This is a genomic window from Pseudomonas sp. PLMAX (assembly GCF_046042685.1).
Lineage (GTDB): Bacteria > Pseudomonadota > Gammaproteobacteria > Pseudomonadales > Pseudomonadaceae > Aquipseudomonas > Aquipseudomonas putida_AE.
The window spans coordinates 6,516,547-6,532,217 of the sequence record NZ_CP064949.1 but is presented as its reverse complement, the minus strand read 5'-3'; the positions used below and the strand labels follow the sequence as shown (position 1 = coordinate 6,532,217).

13 protein-coding genes are annotated in these 15,671 nt (G+C 59.9%); 2 read left to right on the top strand and 11 right to left on the bottom strand.

Annotated elements, in window-relative coordinates; translation table 11 throughout:
• Position 1 precedes the first annotated feature (1 nt).
• A complete protein-coding gene (locus DKB71_RS29790) occupies positions 2 to 814 on the top strand; it encodes a YfaP family protein (protein WP_408599103.1) in 813 nt (270 codons plus the stop codon).
• A 55-nt stretch (positions 815 to 869) separates the two neighbouring features.
• Here the strand turns inward: DKB71_RS29790 and DKB71_RS29785 are convergent, their stop codons facing one another.
• The 10 genes from DKB71_RS29785 to DKB71_RS29740 all read right to left on the bottom strand — a co-directional run bounded on the left by DKB71_RS29785 (position 870) and on the right by DKB71_RS29740 (position 12,242).
• On the bottom strand, positions 870 to 2,321 hold the full coding sequence (locus DKB71_RS29785; protein WP_408599101.1) for a DUF1254 domain-containing protein: 1,452 nt from the start codon (positions 2,319 to 2,321) through the stop codon (positions 870 to 872).
• A 529-nt stretch (positions 2,322 to 2,850) separates the two neighbouring features.
• Positions 2,851 to 3,597, bottom strand: a complete 747-nt coding sequence (locus DKB71_RS29780; protein ID WP_274074435.1) for a S24 family peptidase — start codon at positions 3,595 to 3,597, stop codon at positions 2,851 to 2,853.
• Between the two features lie 228 nt (positions 3,598 to 3,825).
• The gene (ppa, locus tag DKB71_RS29775; RefSeq protein ID WP_003205933.1) at positions 3,826 to 4,353 is read right to left on the bottom strand and encodes an inorganic diphosphatase; all 528 of its coding nucleotides are present in this window, start codon (positions 4,351 to 4,353) and stop codon (positions 3,826 to 3,828) included.
• Positions 4,354 to 4,466: 113 nt separating this feature from the next.
• Positions 4,467 to 5,279, bottom strand: coding sequence for a zinc-dependent peptidase (locus tag DKB71_RS29770; RefSeq protein ID WP_274074436.1), 813 nt, complete (start codon positions 5,277 to 5,279; stop codon positions 4,467 to 4,469).
• Between the two features lie 4 nt (positions 5,280 to 5,283).
• Complete coding sequence (locus DKB71_RS29765; RefSeq protein ID WP_274074437.1) at positions 5,284 to 5,940, bottom strand: DedA family protein; 657 nt, start codon at positions 5,938 to 5,940, stop codon at positions 5,284 to 5,286.
• A 214-nt stretch (positions 5,941 to 6,154) separates the two neighbouring features.
• Positions 6,155 to 6,616 carry an N-acetyltransferase gene (locus tag DKB71_RS29760; protein WP_077186306.1) on the bottom strand — a complete coding sequence of 154 codons (462 nt, stop codon included), beginning with the start codon at positions 6,614 to 6,616 and terminating at the stop codon, positions 6,155 to 6,157.
• 116 nt (positions 6,617 to 6,732) lie between these two features.
• A complete protein-coding gene (gene eutC, locus DKB71_RS29755; RefSeq protein WP_408599098.1) occupies positions 6,733 to 7,557 on the bottom strand; it encodes an ethanolamine ammonia-lyase subunit EutC in 825 nt (274 codons plus the stop codon).
• Positions 7,558 to 7,562: 5 nt separating this feature from the next.
• Positions 7,563 to 8,957, bottom strand: coding sequence for an ethanolamine ammonia-lyase subunit EutB (locus tag DKB71_RS29750; protein WP_408599096.1), 1,395 nt, complete (start codon positions 8,955 to 8,957; stop codon positions 7,563 to 7,565).
• A 183-nt stretch (positions 8,958 to 9,140) separates the two neighbouring features.
• Complete coding sequence (gene eat, locus DKB71_RS29745; RefSeq protein ID WP_083349793.1) at positions 9,141 to 10,511, bottom strand: ethanolamine permease; 1,371 nt, start codon at positions 10,509 to 10,511, stop codon at positions 9,141 to 9,143.
• Between the two features lie 210 nt (positions 10,512 to 10,721).
• The gene (locus DKB71_RS29740; RefSeq protein ID WP_274074440.1) at positions 10,722 to 12,242 is read right to left on the bottom strand and encodes an aldehyde dehydrogenase family protein; all 1,521 of its coding nucleotides are present in this window, start codon (positions 12,240 to 12,242) and stop codon (positions 10,722 to 10,724) included.
• Between the two features lie 301 nt (positions 12,243 to 12,543).
• Between DKB71_RS29740 and DKB71_RS29735 the strand changes: the two genes are divergently transcribed.
• Entirely contained in the window at positions 12,544 to 14,466 is a 1,923-nt protein-coding gene (locus tag DKB71_RS29735) for a sigma-54-dependent Fis family transcriptional regulator (RefSeq protein ID WP_408599093.1), read from the top strand.
• Between the two features lie 36 nt (positions 14,467 to 14,502).
• Here DKB71_RS29735 and DKB71_RS29730 read toward each other — a convergent pair whose 3' ends face one another.
• On the bottom strand, positions 14,503 to 15,627 hold the full coding sequence (locus DKB71_RS29730) for a molecular chaperone DnaJ (RefSeq protein WP_408599091.1): 1,125 nt from the start codon (positions 15,625 to 15,627) through the stop codon (positions 14,503 to 14,505).
• Positions 15,628 to 15,671 lie beyond the last annotated feature (44 nt).

Genomic DNA, 15,671 nt, shown 5'->3' with positions numbered 1-15,671 from the left:
CATGACCCATCGTTATCCACAGGTCTTGCTGCTGCTCTGCGCGATCGCCGTGCTATCGCCGGCAACCGCCGCCGACAGCGTCAAACTCGACACCCCCTCCGGCGGCTGGCGAACCGGCGCCGCCGAAGGTGAAGGCGAGAGTTTTCGCCAGGTCGTCAACTACCCGGCATCGTCGGTGAACACCCCGGCAGGCCAGGCCAACACCGCGCGCATCGCCGGTCAGATCAACGCCGCACCGAAGAGCGGCGAACCCGGCCGGCTGATCATCAACGGCGTCAGCATGCCCCTGAAAATCGATCCATCAGGCGGCTTCGATCGACCATTCTCCTTCCCCAACGGCAGCAACAGCGTCGAAATCCGCAGCCCCGACGGCCAACAACGCCACCGAACCCAGTTCCTCAACGCCAGTGGTGGCGCGACTCCTGCCAAGCTGCGCGTACTGCTGGCCTGGGACAGCGACGGCACCGACCTCGACCTGCACCTGATCACCCCGGACGGCGCCCACATCTGGTACGGCGACCGCGCCGTGGCCAACGGCGCCGCCCTCGATGTCGACGTCACCACCGGCTATGGCCCGGAAATCTTCGCCATGCCTGCGCCGATCAAAGGGCAGTATCTGGTGTATGTGAATTACTTTGGCGGTGGGTATCGCAGTGATGAAGAAGGGCAGGAGGATGCGGTTCAGCCGCTGACGACGGCGCAGGTGACGGTGATTACGGAGGAAGGGACGCCGAGTGAGAAGATGGAGACGTTTCTGGTGCCGATGCGTGCGGTGGGGGAGTTGACGTTGGTGAAGGCGTTCAGTTATCCGTAAATCGCCAGTCGCGCGAACGGCTGCTTGCCAGGCGCAAGCAGCCGCAACATTCACCCTACTTCGCGACCACCAGCGCCGGTGGCTGCCAGCTGCCGTTGCCAGCGGGAAGAATCGAAGGCGGTGCGGTCTTCGGCCAGTAGAGACGCATCACCAGATACACCGTGTCGTCAGGCGCGGGCAGCCAGTTGGGCTCCTTGGCCTTGCCCGGCGAATCCTTCTGTATGTACAGGGTCAGCGAGCCATCCGCGTTCTTCGTCATGGCTGACAGCATCGGCGAATTGATCAGGTAGCGGTTGAGCGGATTCTTGATCAGCAGCTGGCTTTTGCCGTCGTACATCGTCACCGACCAGAAGGCATTGACGGGCGGCAGCTTGCCGGCCGGGAAGGTGAGCGTGTAATTGTGCTTGCTGGTATCGAGCGTCTGGCCGCTGCCGTCGGTGCGCGTGAAGGGGTACATCGCCTCGGCGGCGTCGTTGCCGTACAGGCCGCCCTTCGCGGCACCGGCACGCATGAGCCAGTTGGACTGGTAGAACGCCTGATCACCAAAGAACGCACCGACGTTCCAGCCATTGATATTCTTCATTCCGTTCGAGAGAAACTTGTCGACCTTCTCGTCACCGGCCTTCATTCCAAGAAGGACCGCGGCCTTGTGCTCGAGCGAGAGGTCCTTGAATTCAAATTTCCGGCCGGGACCTACCCCGATGCTGGCCAGCCTGGCCCGGATCGCCTTGTCGTCAGACGATGCTGGCAAATACTCCATCGCGGCAGACAGGTACTCGAAGAAGTTGGCCTTGATACCTGCCGTGGTCGCCGGTACGAAATCGATCTTCGGCGCAGCGGGCGGCGCGGGTTGATGAAGGAAGGCGGACAGCGCCTGGATTTTGTAGCTCGCCTGCACCTTCTCGACATTTGGCATGTCGGCCGGATTGAACAACTGGGTGCGGATCAAGGTGAGCGCGAAGGGGGTCGTGGAGGTAAACACCTTGTCGATGCCCGGAGGTGTCGTGCCCTTCCAGTCGGGGCCTGCAACCAGATAGCTGCCGGCTGCGCTGGCAGTCGCCCGACTGCCGATGTAGCCATAGTTATAGGTGTTGCCGTCGATCAGTTGTATTGAGTAGTAACGCTTTTTGGAGACCGCGGGCACCGTGATCACCAGCGGCTCCGCGCGCAGGTCGGCCCAGAGTATCGAGTACGGCGTGTCGCTGTTTGGCGTAATGACCGCGGTATCGGCGGGCGTCGCGACCCGATGCTCGTTGTGCAGTTGATTGAAGGGGGCCTTGAACTGGCTGGACTTGGGGTCCACCGCGAACTCGTTCATCACCGCATAGTTCATGACCAGCGGCAAACCGTAGATAAACCCTTCCTCGGCGATCGCCTTGGTCTGCTCAAGACTCGGCGCGGCCACGCCCTTGGCTACATCCGCCTTGTCTGCCTGCGCAATCGGATCGTTCTTGCCCGCGCACCCCGCGAAAAGCGTTGACCCCGCTACGACAACTGCCGCAGCCATCGTCCAGCCCCTGTATGACATCCTGTTCATTTTCACCTCGTTAGTTATGAGCAACTGCAGGTTATGGGCAGTTGCAAAGAAAACTGGGGATCAGGTCCGCGGACACTATGCAGACATCAGAAATGCATCTTGCATTTTCGGACAGCCAGCGAGAGGTATAGCTCGGATTTTTGGGCAGTGCATACGAGAGGGGGGATTTCACTCGAGGCGACTCGGGACGGCTTCCATTCAAAAGCCCGGAGGGCGTTATCCCGAGTTTTTTCAGGCGAGTCGGCTTTCTGGCGGGCATTAAAAAGCCGGCTTGTGGCCGGCTTCTCGGGGACTGGCTTGGTTCATTTTTGGTAAACCGCGCCAGCCTTCAAAACGTACACCCGGATCTTGCGTCCGGCTGTGGGACTTGGCGAGAAAGTCATCTGCCTTGTCGGTGCGATCAGGGCCGCTTGGCGGGGTGATGCGCAAATGTGGGGCGCAGCATACTGATTTTTTTGCAGAATTCCCAGTCTGGTGTGTGAGTTGGCGTTTCCTGGGGCTACAGGAACGGTAGCGGTGGTCGTCGTTTGTTCAGTGTCGACCACCAGAACACCCAGCCCAGTACGCGGATGTTCTGTTCTTCGATTTGCGCGGGGCGGAAGATTTCGTCGGGGTAATCGGCGCGGTTATGGCTGCGCATGCGCAAGGCATTGCCTGGCATTCGGTGCAGGTATTTGATGCGCAGCATGCCGTCGTGTTCGATGGCGTAGATTTCGCCGTCGACTATCTGGGTCAGGCCGCGGTCGATTGCCAGGGTGGAGCCGTCGTCGATTTTCTCGGCCATGCTGTTGCCGATCATGGCGGCGCCGATGGCATCGGCGTGGTTGATTTCCAGGGAGTCGAGGTGGCTGCGGGGCAGGCGCAGGCTTTGTCCGCGGTCTTCGATGACGTGGGTCTTTTTGGAGCCGGGGGCCGTGATCACTTCCTTGTAGAAGGGCAGTTCGATGTCGGTGGGCTCGACCACGGTGTAGACACCGCGGATGGCCTGGGCGTCGAAGGTGTGGCCGGTGTCGTCGACCAGGCGCAGGTGCCTGGCGTCTTTCGAGCCTTCGCCGGTTTTCAGCCAGTCGCTGTTGACCGAGAGTTTCCTGGCGACTTCTTCCATGCAATGGGCGGGGACGCCGCGGGTGTACCAGTTGTGTACATTTTGCGGAGCCGTATCCAGGAATTCGGCGAATCCTGTCGTCGTGATGTTCGCTGCTTCAAGGAGCGCTTTAAACCGTGGGCCGCTAGTGTTCTTTTTCATGAACGGGAGTCTACTGGCGCCCGCCGGGGCTTTGAATAAACGGCTCGTTCAAATTTCGAGGGAAATTTACGACTGGATGTGAGGCGCGTTGGGTAAAAAATAAACATGAAAACCCGGCATTGCAGCGCGTTAAACGAATTGTTTAATGCGCTTTACAGACGCGCAAAAAAAACCCCGGATCAACCGGGGTTCTTCTTGAAGCGTGCGGCTTGAAGCCTGCAGCTGCTCTTAACCTTTATAGGCAGCAACCGACTTGGTGATCGCTTCGCGGGCGGCGTCTGCGCCGGCCCAGCCTTCGATCTTGACCCATTTGCCTTTTTCGAGATCTTTGTAGTTCGCGAAGAAGTGCTCGATCTGCTGGATCAGCAGCGGCGGCAGGTCGGTGTATTCCTTCACGTCGACGTACAGCTGGGACAGCTTGTCGTGTGGAACCGCGATCACTTTGGCATCGCCGCCGCCATCGTCGGTCATGTTCAGGATGCCGACTGGACGCGCGCGGATCACCGAGCCTGGGGCAACCGGGTAAGGGGTTACGACCAGCACGTCGAGGGGATCACCGTCGTCAGCCAGGGTGTTCGGGATGTAACCGTAGTTGGCCGGGTAGAACATTGGGGTGGCCATGAAACGGTCAACGAACAGGCAATCGCTGTCTTTGTCGATTTCGTATTTGATCGGCGCGTGGTTGGCCGGAATCTCGATCGCGACGTAGATGTCGTTCGGCAGGTCTTTGCCAGCCGGAATCTTGCTGTAGCTCATTGGGCGTTGCCCCCGTTAGTTGACCAGAAACACTTGGCCGGATTGACCAAAAAGTGGCGGCGATTATAGGCATATTCCTACGTCGACGCCACGTACCAGAGGTCGTGTAGACCTTAGTCGTGTGCCTGATAGACCGGGTTCTCGGCCAGAAGTTGCCGCAGCCTTGCCAGTGGGTCCTGGCGATAGAACAGCTTCAGTTGCTCATAGACCTGTGGATAAGCCTCGTGCAGCAAATCCGGGGCACTGAAGAAGTATTCGCTGGTGACGGCGAAGAACTCGGCCGGGTTTTCCGCGGCATACGGATCAATGGCGGTCTCGGCATCCGGATTGCGTTCCAGTTGACGGTCCAGATCGTCGTAGGCTTGCTGCATGACCCTGGCCCAGTCGCTCACCCGCATGTCCGAGTGCAGCGGTGGCAGGCCGTTGGCGTCGCCGTTGAGCATGTCGAGCTTGTGCGCCAGTTCGTGGATCACCAGGTTGTAGCCTTCCCAGCCGCCGCTGGCCATGACGCCCGGCCAGGCGAGGATGATCGGCCCTTGTTGCCAGGCTTCGCCGCTGTGCTCGCCGTCCCATTCGTGCTCGACGCCACTGGCGTCACGATGGCGCTGGGGGCTGAGGAAATCGTCGGGGTAGAGCACGATTTCGTGAAAACCCTGGTACCAGTTCAGGTCACCCAGGTGTAGCAACGGCAGTTGCGCCTGGGCGGCGAGCAGCAGGCGTTGTTCCTGATGCAGCTCGACACCGGGCAGGGCGGTCAGGTGTTTGTCTTGCAGGAACAGGACGCAGGCTTCGCGCAGCCACTGGTCTTCGGCGGCACTGATGCCATCGAGAAAACTCAGGTGATGGCGCACCCGTTGCCACATCTCGTCGGCGATCGGGTGCTTGGCCAGGGTGCGCCGACGGCGCCAGGCGCCAAGGGACCACATGCTGTCAGCGCGATGCGGTCTTGGAGTTCGAACCGCCAAGGCGGCTGCGCACAAGGCCAATGATCATCGGCACCAGCGACAGCAGGATGATGCCCACCACCAGCAGCGACAGGTTGGATTTGATGAACGGCACGTTGCCGAAGAAGTAACCCAGGGTGACCAGGCCACCGACCCAGAGAATCGTGCCCAGCACGCTGAAGGCAAAGAAGCGTGGGTAGGGCATTTTCGCGACGCCGGCGACGAAGGGGGCAAAGGTGCGGATGATCGGCAGGAAACGCGCCAGGGTCACGGTTTTGCCGCCGTGCTTGTCGTAGAAGTCGTGGGTTTGCTGCAGGTAGTCGCGCCGGAAGATCTTCGAGTTCGGGTTGCTGAACAATCGCTCGCCGGCCGTTCGTCCGATGATGTAGTTGGTGCTGTCACCGAGGATGGCCGCGAGCATCAGCAGGCCGCCCAGCAACACCGGGTCCATGCCGCCACCGGCCGCAACGGCGCCGGCGATGAACAGCAGTGAATCGCCCGGCAGGAAGGGCATGACCACCAGCCCGGTTTCGCAGAAAATGACCAGAAACAGAATGGCGTAGATCCATGGCCCGTAGTTGGTGACCAGCAAATCGAGGTAGACATCGAGATGCAGGACGAGATCGAGCGGGTTGAAATCCATGGACGGCACCTGTGGTAACGGCCCGACTTGGCAGGCCTGCGGATGACTTCGCGTAAGACTACAGACAGGAGGTAGTATTTCTTACAAGCCGGAAAGTACGGGATTATACGGGCTGGGAAGTGAAAAGCGCGTAGGGTTTGTAGCAGGGGATTTCAGGGTGAATTGAGGACAAGACCGCAGCCTTCGGTCGAAAGCTGCGATCTCTTTTTTGACATTACAACTCGTCGCTGATCGGCAATACGTAGTTCTTGAACTCGGTGTCTTCCTTGAATCCGATGGATTCGTAGGTTTTCTGCGCCACTTCGTTGTTGCTGCTGGTGGACACGCGCATGCGCACGGCGTTGGTTTCCTTGGCCATTTTCTTCGCGGTGCGGATCAGGTTGTCTGCAACCAGCTGGCGGCGTGCGTCTTCGGCGACGTAGATGTCGTTGAGGATCCACACGCGTTTGAGCGAAAGCGAAGAAAAGCTCGGGTACAGCTGACAGAAGCCCAGCAGTCTGTTGCTGTCGTCATCGGACAGGGCCAGGTAGATCACCGACTCCTTGCGACGCAGGCGTTTCTCGAGGAACGCCCGGGACGAGTCCGGATAGGCCAGGGAGCCGTAAAACTCGCGATATTTGACGAACAACGGGGTCAGCTGGTCCAGGTGTTCGAGGGTCGCTTGAATAATCCGCATGGTAGGTCTCGTCTTCAAGTGGCTGTCTTCACGTGCTTTGGCGGCAAAGGGTACTCACTGGCAGCCGTGCGTCGATCCTGCCTGAAAAAGGTGAGAAAGCGCAATGCGGAAGCGGTTCAGGTTTGGGGCGCATCAAGCAGGAAATTTCCTTTGAGGTCCGCTCCTGCGTCCGATTCCAGCGTTTGCACCTGCGCTTCGTCCTTCAGATTGACCCCGGATAACTGTCGCCGGCACGCCTCGCGCATCAAATACAGCAAACGGTGTGCCGCCATGCCGTAAGTCAGGCCTTCGAGACGCACATTCGAGATGCAGTTGCGATAGGCGTCGGTCAGGCCGACCTTTGGATTGTAGGTGAAATATAATCCCAGACTGTCTGGAGAGCTCAGGCCAGGGCGTTCGCCGATCAGGATCACGGTCATTTTTGCACCCAACAGTTCGCCGATCTCGTCGGCTACCGCGACTCGCCCCTGTTCCACCAGTATGACGGGCGCGATTGACCATCCGTCGGCTGAACTCTGCTCTGCAAAGCGCGCCAGGAACGGCAGCGTATGGCGATGCACCGCCAATGCCGACAAACCATCGGCTACCACGATGGCCAGATCGACTCCGCCAGGATTGGCCGTGGCGTATTCGCGCAGGTTTTTTGCCGATTCCACGCTCAATTTGCGCCCCAGATCAGGGCGCTGCAGGTAGCTGTTGCGATCAGGCGCTGCGCTATGCAGCAACAGACTCTTACGACCCCGTTCGGCCAGTTGCTCGCTGAGGGCGGCATGATCAAACGGCAAGTGCACCGCGTCTCGCGCCTGGGCGTGAGCATACTGAAAGTCCAGTTGGGCACGGGTGGGCATACTGGTGCCAGTGCGGCCCAGGGCAATGCGCGCGGGGGTCAGGCGTCGCAGCTCCAGCCACGGGTTGTGCGGATCGAAGGGTGGTTTTTCCATATCACTCATCCCAATTGCGCCAGGGCCTGGCGGAAGGCCGGCGGCAGGCTGTTACCGAAGAGGACCTTGCCGTCCGCCTGGGTGAAGATGCCCATTTTCGCCAGCCATTGCTCGAACTCCGGGGCAGGCTTGAGCCCCAGCGTCTGCCGGGCGTACAGCGCATCGTGGAACGACGTGGTCTGGTAGTTGAGCATGATGTCGTCGGAACCGGGGATACCCATGATGAAATTGATCCCGGCCACTCCGAGCAGGGTCAACAGGGTGTCCATGTCATCCTGGTCCGCCTCGGCGTGGTTGGTGTAGCAGATGTCGCAGCCCATCGGTACGCCCAGCAGTTTGCCGCAGAAGTGGTCTTCGAGGCCGGCGCGGATGATCTGTTTGCCGTTGTAGAGATATTCGGGGCCGATGAATCCGACAACGGTGTTCACCAGGAACGGATTGAAATGGCGGGCCACCGCGTAGGCCCTGGTTTCGCAGGTCTGCTGGTCGATGCCGTGATGGGCATTGGCCGACAGGGCGCTGCCCTGGCCGGTTTCGAAATACATCAGGTTCTTGCCGAGCGTGCCGCGATTGAGGCTCAACCCGGCGTCGTAACCTTCCTTGAGCACATTCAGATTGATGCCGAAGCTGGCGTTGGCCGCCTCGGTGCCGGCAATCGACTGGAACACCAGGTCCAGGGGGACGCCGCGATTGACCGCTTCGATTGAAGTGGTGACGTGGGTCAGTACACAGGCCTGGCTCGGGATTTCGTAGCGCTGGATGATCGCATCGAGCATTTCCAGCATGGCGCAGATCGAGGCAATGCTGTCCGTGGCCGGGTTGATGCCGATCATGGCATCGCCGTTACCGTGCAGCAGGCCATCGAGAATGCTCGCAGCGATGCCGGCCGGTTCATCAGTGGGATGATTGGGTTGCAGGCGGGTGGACAGGCGGCCGCGCAGACCGAGGGTGCCGCGGAACTGCGTGACCACGCGGATCTTCTGCGCGACCAGGATCAGGTCCTGTACGCGCATGATCTTCGAGACGGCCGCCACCATTTCCGGGGTCAGGCCGGGGGCGAGGGCGCGCAGGACCTGTTCGTCGGCGGCGTCGCTGAGCAGCCAGTCGCGAAAACCGCCGACGGTGAGATGGCTGACCACCGCAAAAGCCTGTTTATCGTGGGTGTCGATGATCAGGCGGGTGACTTCATCGGCCTCATAGGGGATCAGCACTTCCTGCACGAAGTGGCTCAGCGGGATGTCGGCCAGCGCCATCTGCGCCGCCACGCGCTCGCCATCGTTGAGGGCGGCGATGCCGGCCAGATAGTCCCCGGAGCGCGCCGGAGTGGCCTTGGCCATCACTTCCTTGAGGTTCTCGAAGCGGTAGGTCTGGGCGCCGACGGAATGGGCAAATACGGCCATGGGCGGTGTCCTCCAAATAACTCAAATTCATTTCCGACCCTTTGTAGGAGCTGTCGAGTGCAACGAGGCTGCGATCTTTGATCTTGCTTTTAAAGATCGCAGCCTCGTTGCACTCGACAGCTCCTACAGGGGGTGTGCACGTCCATAGGGCGTTGCCGGGCAACGGGCCCGGCGCCGGTGCAACTAGATCCCTTCGAGCATAGCGTCCGCCGGTGCTTCGGAACGTTGCCGCGCGGTCAGTTGGAAATACAGGTAGCCGGCGGCCATGAAGCCGAGGAAGACCAGGCCGATCAAGGTGTTGAACCATGCCATCGCCACCAGGCACACCAGCGCCAGGAACAGCGCAATCCCCGGTACGATCGGATAGCCCGGCGCGCGGAAGGTGCGCTCCAGGTTCGGCTCGGTTTTACGCAGCTTGAACAGGCTCAGCATACTGATGATGTACATCACGATGGCACCGAATACCGACATGGTGATCATGGCCGCCGTCAGCGACATGCCTTGCAGGTTGACCAGGCCATCGCTGTAGATGGCCGCAATGCCGATCACCCCACCGGCCAGGATCGCCCGATGCGGGGTCTGGAAGCGCGAGAGCTTGGCCAGGCTGCGCGGCAGGTAACCGGCGCGGGCCAGGGCGAAGAACTGGCGCGAGTAGCCGAGAATGATCCCGTGGAAACTCGCCACCAGGCCGAACAGGCCGATCCAGACCAGCATGTGCATCCAGGTTGAGTTGTTGCCGACCACCGCTTTCATGGCCTGGGGCAGCGGGTCGTTGATGTTGGCCAGCTGGCGCCAGTCGCCGACACCACCGGCCATCACCATTGTGCCGATGGCCAGGAACACCAGGGTCAGGATGCCGCTGACGTAGGCCCTGGGAATCGTGCGTTTGGGGTCCTTGGCTTCCTCGGCGGCCATGGCTGCGCCTTCGATGGCGAGAAAGAACCAGATGGCGAAGGGAATGGCCGCGAAAATGCCGGGAATGGAAGCGATGGTGAATTCGCTGGAGCCAGACCAGCCATTAAGTACGAAGTTGCTGAAACTGAAGCCTGGCGCAACCACGCCCATGAAGACCAGCAGTTCGGCAACGGCCAGCACCGTCACCACCAGTTCGAAGGTGGCGGCGATGCTGACGCCGAGGATATTGAGGGTCATGAACACGAAGTAGGCGCCCACCGCGGCGATTTTCGGGTCCAGTTCCGGGTATTGCACGTTGAGATAGGCGCCGATGGCCATGGCGATGGCCGGCGGCGCGAATACGAATTCGATCAGGGTGGCGATGCCGGCGATCAATCCGCCTTTTTCACCGAAGGCCCGTCGACTGTAGGCAAACGGTCCGCCGGCATGGGGAATGGCCGTGGTCAATTCGGTGAAACTGAAGATGAAGCAGGTATACATCGTTGCCACCATCAGTGCGGTGACGAGGAACCCCAGGGTCCCGGCGGTGCCCCAGCCATAACTCCAGCCGAAGTATTCGCCGGAGATCACCAGGCCAACGGCAATGCCCCATAGATGCAGGGTGCCGAGTGTGGGTTTGAGCTGTGTGGAAGAAGTCATAAGTCCTCGCTGTTTTTTTTGATCTTGTTGGACTTGCGTGTGTTGCGTTTGGGTGTGATACGGGCAGGCAAAGCCCGTGCCAGAGCGGCCAGGCCTTGAGTGTTATGTCAATGAGGGCGCCTTCGCCGGCAAGCCGGCTCCTACAGGTGCGGTGTGATCCTTGTAGGAGCTGGCTTGCCAGCGAAAGCCGTTACGCGGTGTCGCGCCGGGTTAAAAGAAACCCAGCGGATTGATGTCGTAGCTCACCAGCAGGTTTTTGGTCTGCTGATAGTGATCGAGCATCATCTTGTGGGTTTCACGGCCGACGCCGGACTTCTTGTACCCGCCGAACGCGGCGTGTGCCGGGTACAGGTGGTAGCAGTTGGTCCAGACACGACCGGCCTTGATGGCGCGGCCCATGCGGTAGGCACGGTTGATGTCGCGGGTCCAGAGGCCGGCACCCAGGCCGAACTCGGTGTCGTTGGCGATGGCCAGGGCTTCGGCTTCGTCCTTGAAGGTGGTGATGCTCACCACCGGGCCGAAGATTTCTTCCTGGAACACGCGCATCTTGTTAGTGCCCTTGAGCAGGGTCGGCTGGATGTAATAACCGGAGGCCAGGTTGCCCTCGAGTTTTTCCACCTTGCCGCCGGTCAGCAGCTCGGCGCCTTCGCCCTTGGCGATTTCCAGGTAGGAAAGAATCTTGTCGAATTGCTGCTCGGACGCCTGGGCGCCGACCATGGTGTCGGTGTCCAGCGGGTCGCCACGTTTGATTTGCAGGACTTTCTTCATCACGACGGCCATGAACTCGTCGTAGATCGATTCCTGCACCAGTGCGCGGGACGGGCAGGTGCAAACTTCACCCTGGTTGAAGAATGCCAGCACCAGGCCTTCAGCGGCTTTTTCGATGAAGGACGGTTCGGCCTTCATGATGTCTTCGAAGAAGATGTTCGGCGACTTGCCACCCAGCTCCACGGTGGACGGAATGATGTTTTCGGCGGCGCATTTCATGATGTGCGAGCCGACCGGGGTCGATCCGGTGAAAGCGATCTTGGCAATGCGCTTGCTGGTGGCGAGGGCTTCGCCGGCTTCTTTGCCGTAACCCTGGACAATGTTCAGCACGCCCGGTGGCAGCAGGTCGCCGATCAGCTCGACCAGTACGGTGATGCCCAGAGGGGTTTGCTCGGCAGGCTTGAGCACCACGCAGTTACCGGCGGCCAGGGCCGGGGCGAGTTTCCAGGCGGCCATCAGGATCGGGAAGTTCCACGGAATGATCTGCCCGACGACGCCCAGGGGTTCATGGATGTGATAGGCCACGGTGTTGCCGTCGATTTCGGCAGCGCTGCCTTCCTGGGCGCGGATGCAGCCGGCGAAGTAGCGGAAATGGTCGGCAGCCAGCGGGATGTCGGCATTGAGGGTTTCGCGCACGGCTTTGCCGTTGTCCCAGGATTCGGTGATCGCCAGCAGTTCCAGGTTCTGTTCGATGCGGTCGGCGATTTTCAACAGCACCAGCGAGCGTGCCTGGGCGGACGTGGCGCCCCAGGCATCGGCGGCCGCGTGGGCAGCGTCCAGGGCCTTGTCGATGTCTTCGGCCGTGGAGCGTGGGAATTCGGCAATGGGTTGGCCATTCACTGGCGAGGTATTGGTGAAGTACTGACCTTTGACAGGCGCGACGAACTCGCCGCCGATGTAGTTACCGTATTTGGCTTTGAACGAAACGATAGCGCCTTCAGTACCGGGGTGAGCGTAACGCATGATGTTTTCTCCTTGGTTCTTGTGCTTATAAGGAAGACGCGCGTGTGCGCTTGCTTTAAGCGTAGAGCAAGGGTCGGGCCACTGCCTTGCAGGTCATGTAAATCAAGGCCTTGCGCGGTTTTTGTCGGACGGGCGGAGAGTGCTTGTGACGCTTTCGGTACAGTGCTCGTGACACTTTGTACCGTTTCTGGCACAGGCTGTGACTGGCCGGTCTCGCCAGCATTGCAATGCTGGCCCGGCTGGAGGATGCTCGGCATCACCGCATGCACGGGTCGCCGAGCCCCGGGGAGCATAATAAGAAATGCACGACAACCATTTGAGTCGCCATGCCCAGCAGGTGTTGACCGTCGCCCAGGGCAAGGCCCACCTGCAGGGGCCGGGCAGCGACCCGTCCATCGCCCGTTCCTGGCTGCGGTGCCTGGAGGACTATCATCTCGACCCCGCCCTGACCATGGCGCCGACGGTGCTGGAACATGGCCGCGTCCTGGAAAGCCGCGAGCGCTTGCAGCAGGTGCTGCACATCGCCGGCAATGAAATGACCAGCCTTCATCAGCAACTCTCCGGTGCCGGCCACGCTGTGCTGTTGACCGATGCTCGCGGGGTGATCCTCAATTGCGTGACGGCACCGGCCGAACGCAAGATTTTCGAGCGTGCCGGCCTCTGGCTGGGCGCCGACTGGAGCGAGGCCTGTGAAGGCACCAACGGCATCGGCACCTGCCTGGTGGAGCGCCAGTCGCTGACCATTCACCAAGATGAGCATTTCCGCGGGCGACACACCGGCCTGACCTGTTCGGCAAGCCCGGTATTCGATCCGCACGGCGAGCTGTTGGCGGTTCTCGACGTGTCCTCTGCCCGGCACGAGGTCTCGCGGCAAAGTCAGTTTCACACCATGGCCCTGGTCAATCTTTCGGCGAAGATGATCGAGAGCTGCTATTTCCTGCGTTGTTTCGACAATCAATGGCTGCTGCGTTTTCATCTGCAGGCCGAGTCCGTCGGTTTGTTCAGCGAAGGGCTGCTGGCGTTCGACGGTGAAGGGCGGATCTGCGCGGTCAATCAGAGCGCACTGAACCTGCTGGGGCATATCCGTGGCGGCTTGCTGGGCAAGCCGGTGGAGGCGTTTTTCGACTGCTCGCTGGACGAACTGCTCGGCCGCGCGAGCGTCAACGCCAGCGCCAGCTGGCCACTGCGCACCCGTGACGGACGCAATCTGTTCGCCGTGTTGCGCGGGCAGTCGCGTAAAGCGCCGGTAACGCCGGTGCCGCTGGTGCCAGGCCCGGTGGTGGAAGAGCGCTCGCGCCTGTCGGGCATTTGCCTTGGCGATCCAACGTTGCAGGCGGATTTCCGCAAGGCCCTGCGCGTATACGAGCGGGACGTCCCTTTGCTGATCAACGGCGAAACCGGTTCGGGCAAAGAAGCCTTCGCCAAGGCCGTCCACCAGGCCAGCCAGCGAGCGGAAAAAGCCTTCGTCGCCCTCAACTGTGCGGCGATCCCCGAAAGCCTGATCGAGAGTGAGCTGTTCGGCTATCGCGGCGGCAGTTTCACCGGTGCGCGCAAGGAGGGCATGCGCGGCAAGCTGCAGCAGGCCGATGGCGGGACCTTGTTCCTCGACGAAATCGGCGACATGCCGCTGGCCATGCAGACCCGTTTGTTGCGCGTGCTGGAAGATCGGCAAGTGGTGCCAATCGGTGGCGAGCCGGAATCAGTCAACGTGCGGATCATCAGTGCCACGCACCGCAATCTGCTGGAGCGGGTGCAGGACGGCGGTTTTCGCGAGGATCTTTATTATCGGCTCAATGGGCTCGAAGTCGCGTTGCCGGCGTTGCGCGTGCGCAGTGACAAATCGCAGTTGCTCGACTTCCTGCTGGCCGAGGAGGCGCGCGGGGAAACCGTGCTGATCGACGGGCCGGCGCGCGAGGCGTTGTTGGGATTCGCCTGGCCGGGCAACGTGCGGCAGATGCGCAATGTGTTGCGTACGTTGGCGGCGTTGTGTGACGGCGGACGGATCGGGCTGGAGGATCTGCCGGCGATGATTCGTCAGGCGCAGCCGGTGGTCGTGCCAAAAATTGAAGAGCCTTGCGAACATCCGCTGGAAGATGCCGAGCGGCTGGCGCTGTTGAATGCGCTGGAGCATTCGCGCTGGCATATGACGAATACGGCTGAGCAGTTGGGGCTCAGCCGCAATACCCTCTACAGGAAGCTACGCAAGCACGGGATCTCCCGTTAGGGATTGGGTGCTTGAGTGAACCTGAACAACTGTGGCTCAACGAAAAAATGTATCCGGGAAGTCATCGAATAGAGTTTCATCAAACTCCATGGTCTTCTGATATTGCCGTAGTTGCTTTAGCCATGATTTCAGGACTTTAGGATCCTTGAGCTGTTCATGCAGAACGCTTAGCTCTTCGATGTCAGTGTTCAACATGTCGAGTTGGTGTTGATAGATGTCAGGCAGGTTCTGAACGAATAGCTCATCGAATGGCTCGAGATTGAATTGTTGCCTGAAAGACAGTTCAATGTTGAGCACTTCCAGTTCCAACTCATCCAGTTGCTCGGTCAGGACCTGGTTGTAGTGCTTGAGTCGATCAGCAGACAGAGTTTCAAGAGTGCTCGCATTGATGTGCTCCATTTCCAACTGCAGTTGCAGCAGTTCGAGCAAGTTCCGTTCGCTATATGCCTGGTTGACGCGCTGCATCAGCGATGTCTTTCGTTTGCGCTCGTCCGGATCGGTTTCCCGGTCGGGGTGCAGGGCACTGGCCAGTTTGCGGTAAACCTCGCGAATAGATTGACTGACTTGGGCAGCCTCTTCTTTCAGGCGCTGCTGGCGTGCGTTTTTTTTACCCGGTTTTTGCTGCTGTGCGGTGTGTTCAGCTTGCTGCTGTTCAAGAATTTTTTGCGCAATGTCTTCAGGGGACTGCATGTCGACATCATCGTCCAACTCAACACCGAATATGTCTTTCAGGCCGAGTTTGAGTAATTCGTCTCCTTCGCGCTCATCTGCATCAAAGTCACCGCCGCTATGCTTGTTGTACAACGCTTTCAAAGCAGCTTCCTGCTCCTCATTACAGCCGCGATCGATCAATGAGTAAGCTTGGTCAAGGATTTCCTGAACCAAGGTCCGGCGATCGACTTTCGAGAGCTTGATCCGTTCGCTGAGATGATCCAGGGCATGCACAAGCTCAACATTGCATTGATGAAATTGCTCGAGCCGGGGGGCGAACTCGAGATGCCAACGTTCGATATACAGGGGAGTAGCGGATTGCCATTCCTGAAGCACCAGGCGTTGTTTTTCGATCTTCTTGATGAGCCCGTTGAATTTCCGCTGTGCAGCGGAAAGTTTTTTCGTGCCTGAGGCAGGTGCGATGTTGATCTGGGAAGTGTTGTTCTTCACGGACTGCTCCAAGTGAACGTTCAAGGGATGAGCGGCATTATCAA

Coding starts and splice junctions, on each gene's coding strand:
- DKB71_RS29735 (WP_408599093.1), top strand. CDS start 12,544: ATGCACGACAACCATTTGAGTCGCCATGCCCAGCAGGTGTTGACCGTC.
- DKB71_RS29785 (WP_408599101.1), bottom strand. CDS start 2,321: ATGGCTGCGGCAGTTGTCGTAGCGGGGTCAACGCTTTTCGCGGGGTGC.
- DKB71_RS29760 (WP_077186306.1), bottom strand. CDS start 6,616: ATGCGGATTATTCAAGCGACCCTCGAACACCTGGACCAGCTGACCCCG.
- DKB71_RS29765 (WP_274074437.1), bottom strand. CDS start 5,940: ATGGATTTCAACCCGCTCGATCTCGTCCTGCATCTCGATGTCTACCTC.
- ppa (WP_003205933.1), bottom strand. CDS start 4,353: ATGAGCTACAGCAAGATTCCGGCTGGCAAAGACCTGCCGAACGACATC.
- DKB71_RS29780 (WP_274074435.1), bottom strand. CDS start 3,597: ATGAAAAAGAACACTAGCGGCCCACGGTTTAAAGCGCTCCTTGAAGCA.
- eat (WP_083349793.1), bottom strand. CDS start 10,511: ATGACTTCTTCCACACAGCTCAAACCCACACTCGGCACCCTGCATCTA.
- eutC (WP_408599098.1), bottom strand. CDS start 7,557: ATGGAAAAACCACCCTTCGATCCGCACAACCCGTGGCTGGAGCTGCGA.
- DKB71_RS29750 (WP_408599096.1), bottom strand. CDS start 8,957: ATGGCCGTATTTGCCCATTCCGTCGGCGCCCAGACCTACCGCTTCGAG.
- DKB71_RS29790 (WP_408599103.1), top strand. CDS start 2: ATGACCCATCGTTATCCACAGGTCTTGCTGCTGCTCTGCGCGATCGCC.
- DKB71_RS29740 (WP_274074440.1), bottom strand. CDS start 12,242: ATGCGTTACGCTCACCCCGGTACTGAAGGCGCTATCGTTTCGTTCAAA.
- DKB71_RS29770 (WP_274074436.1), bottom strand. CDS start 5,279: ATGTGGTCCCTTGGCGCCTGGCGCCGTCGGCGCACCCTGGCCAAGCAC.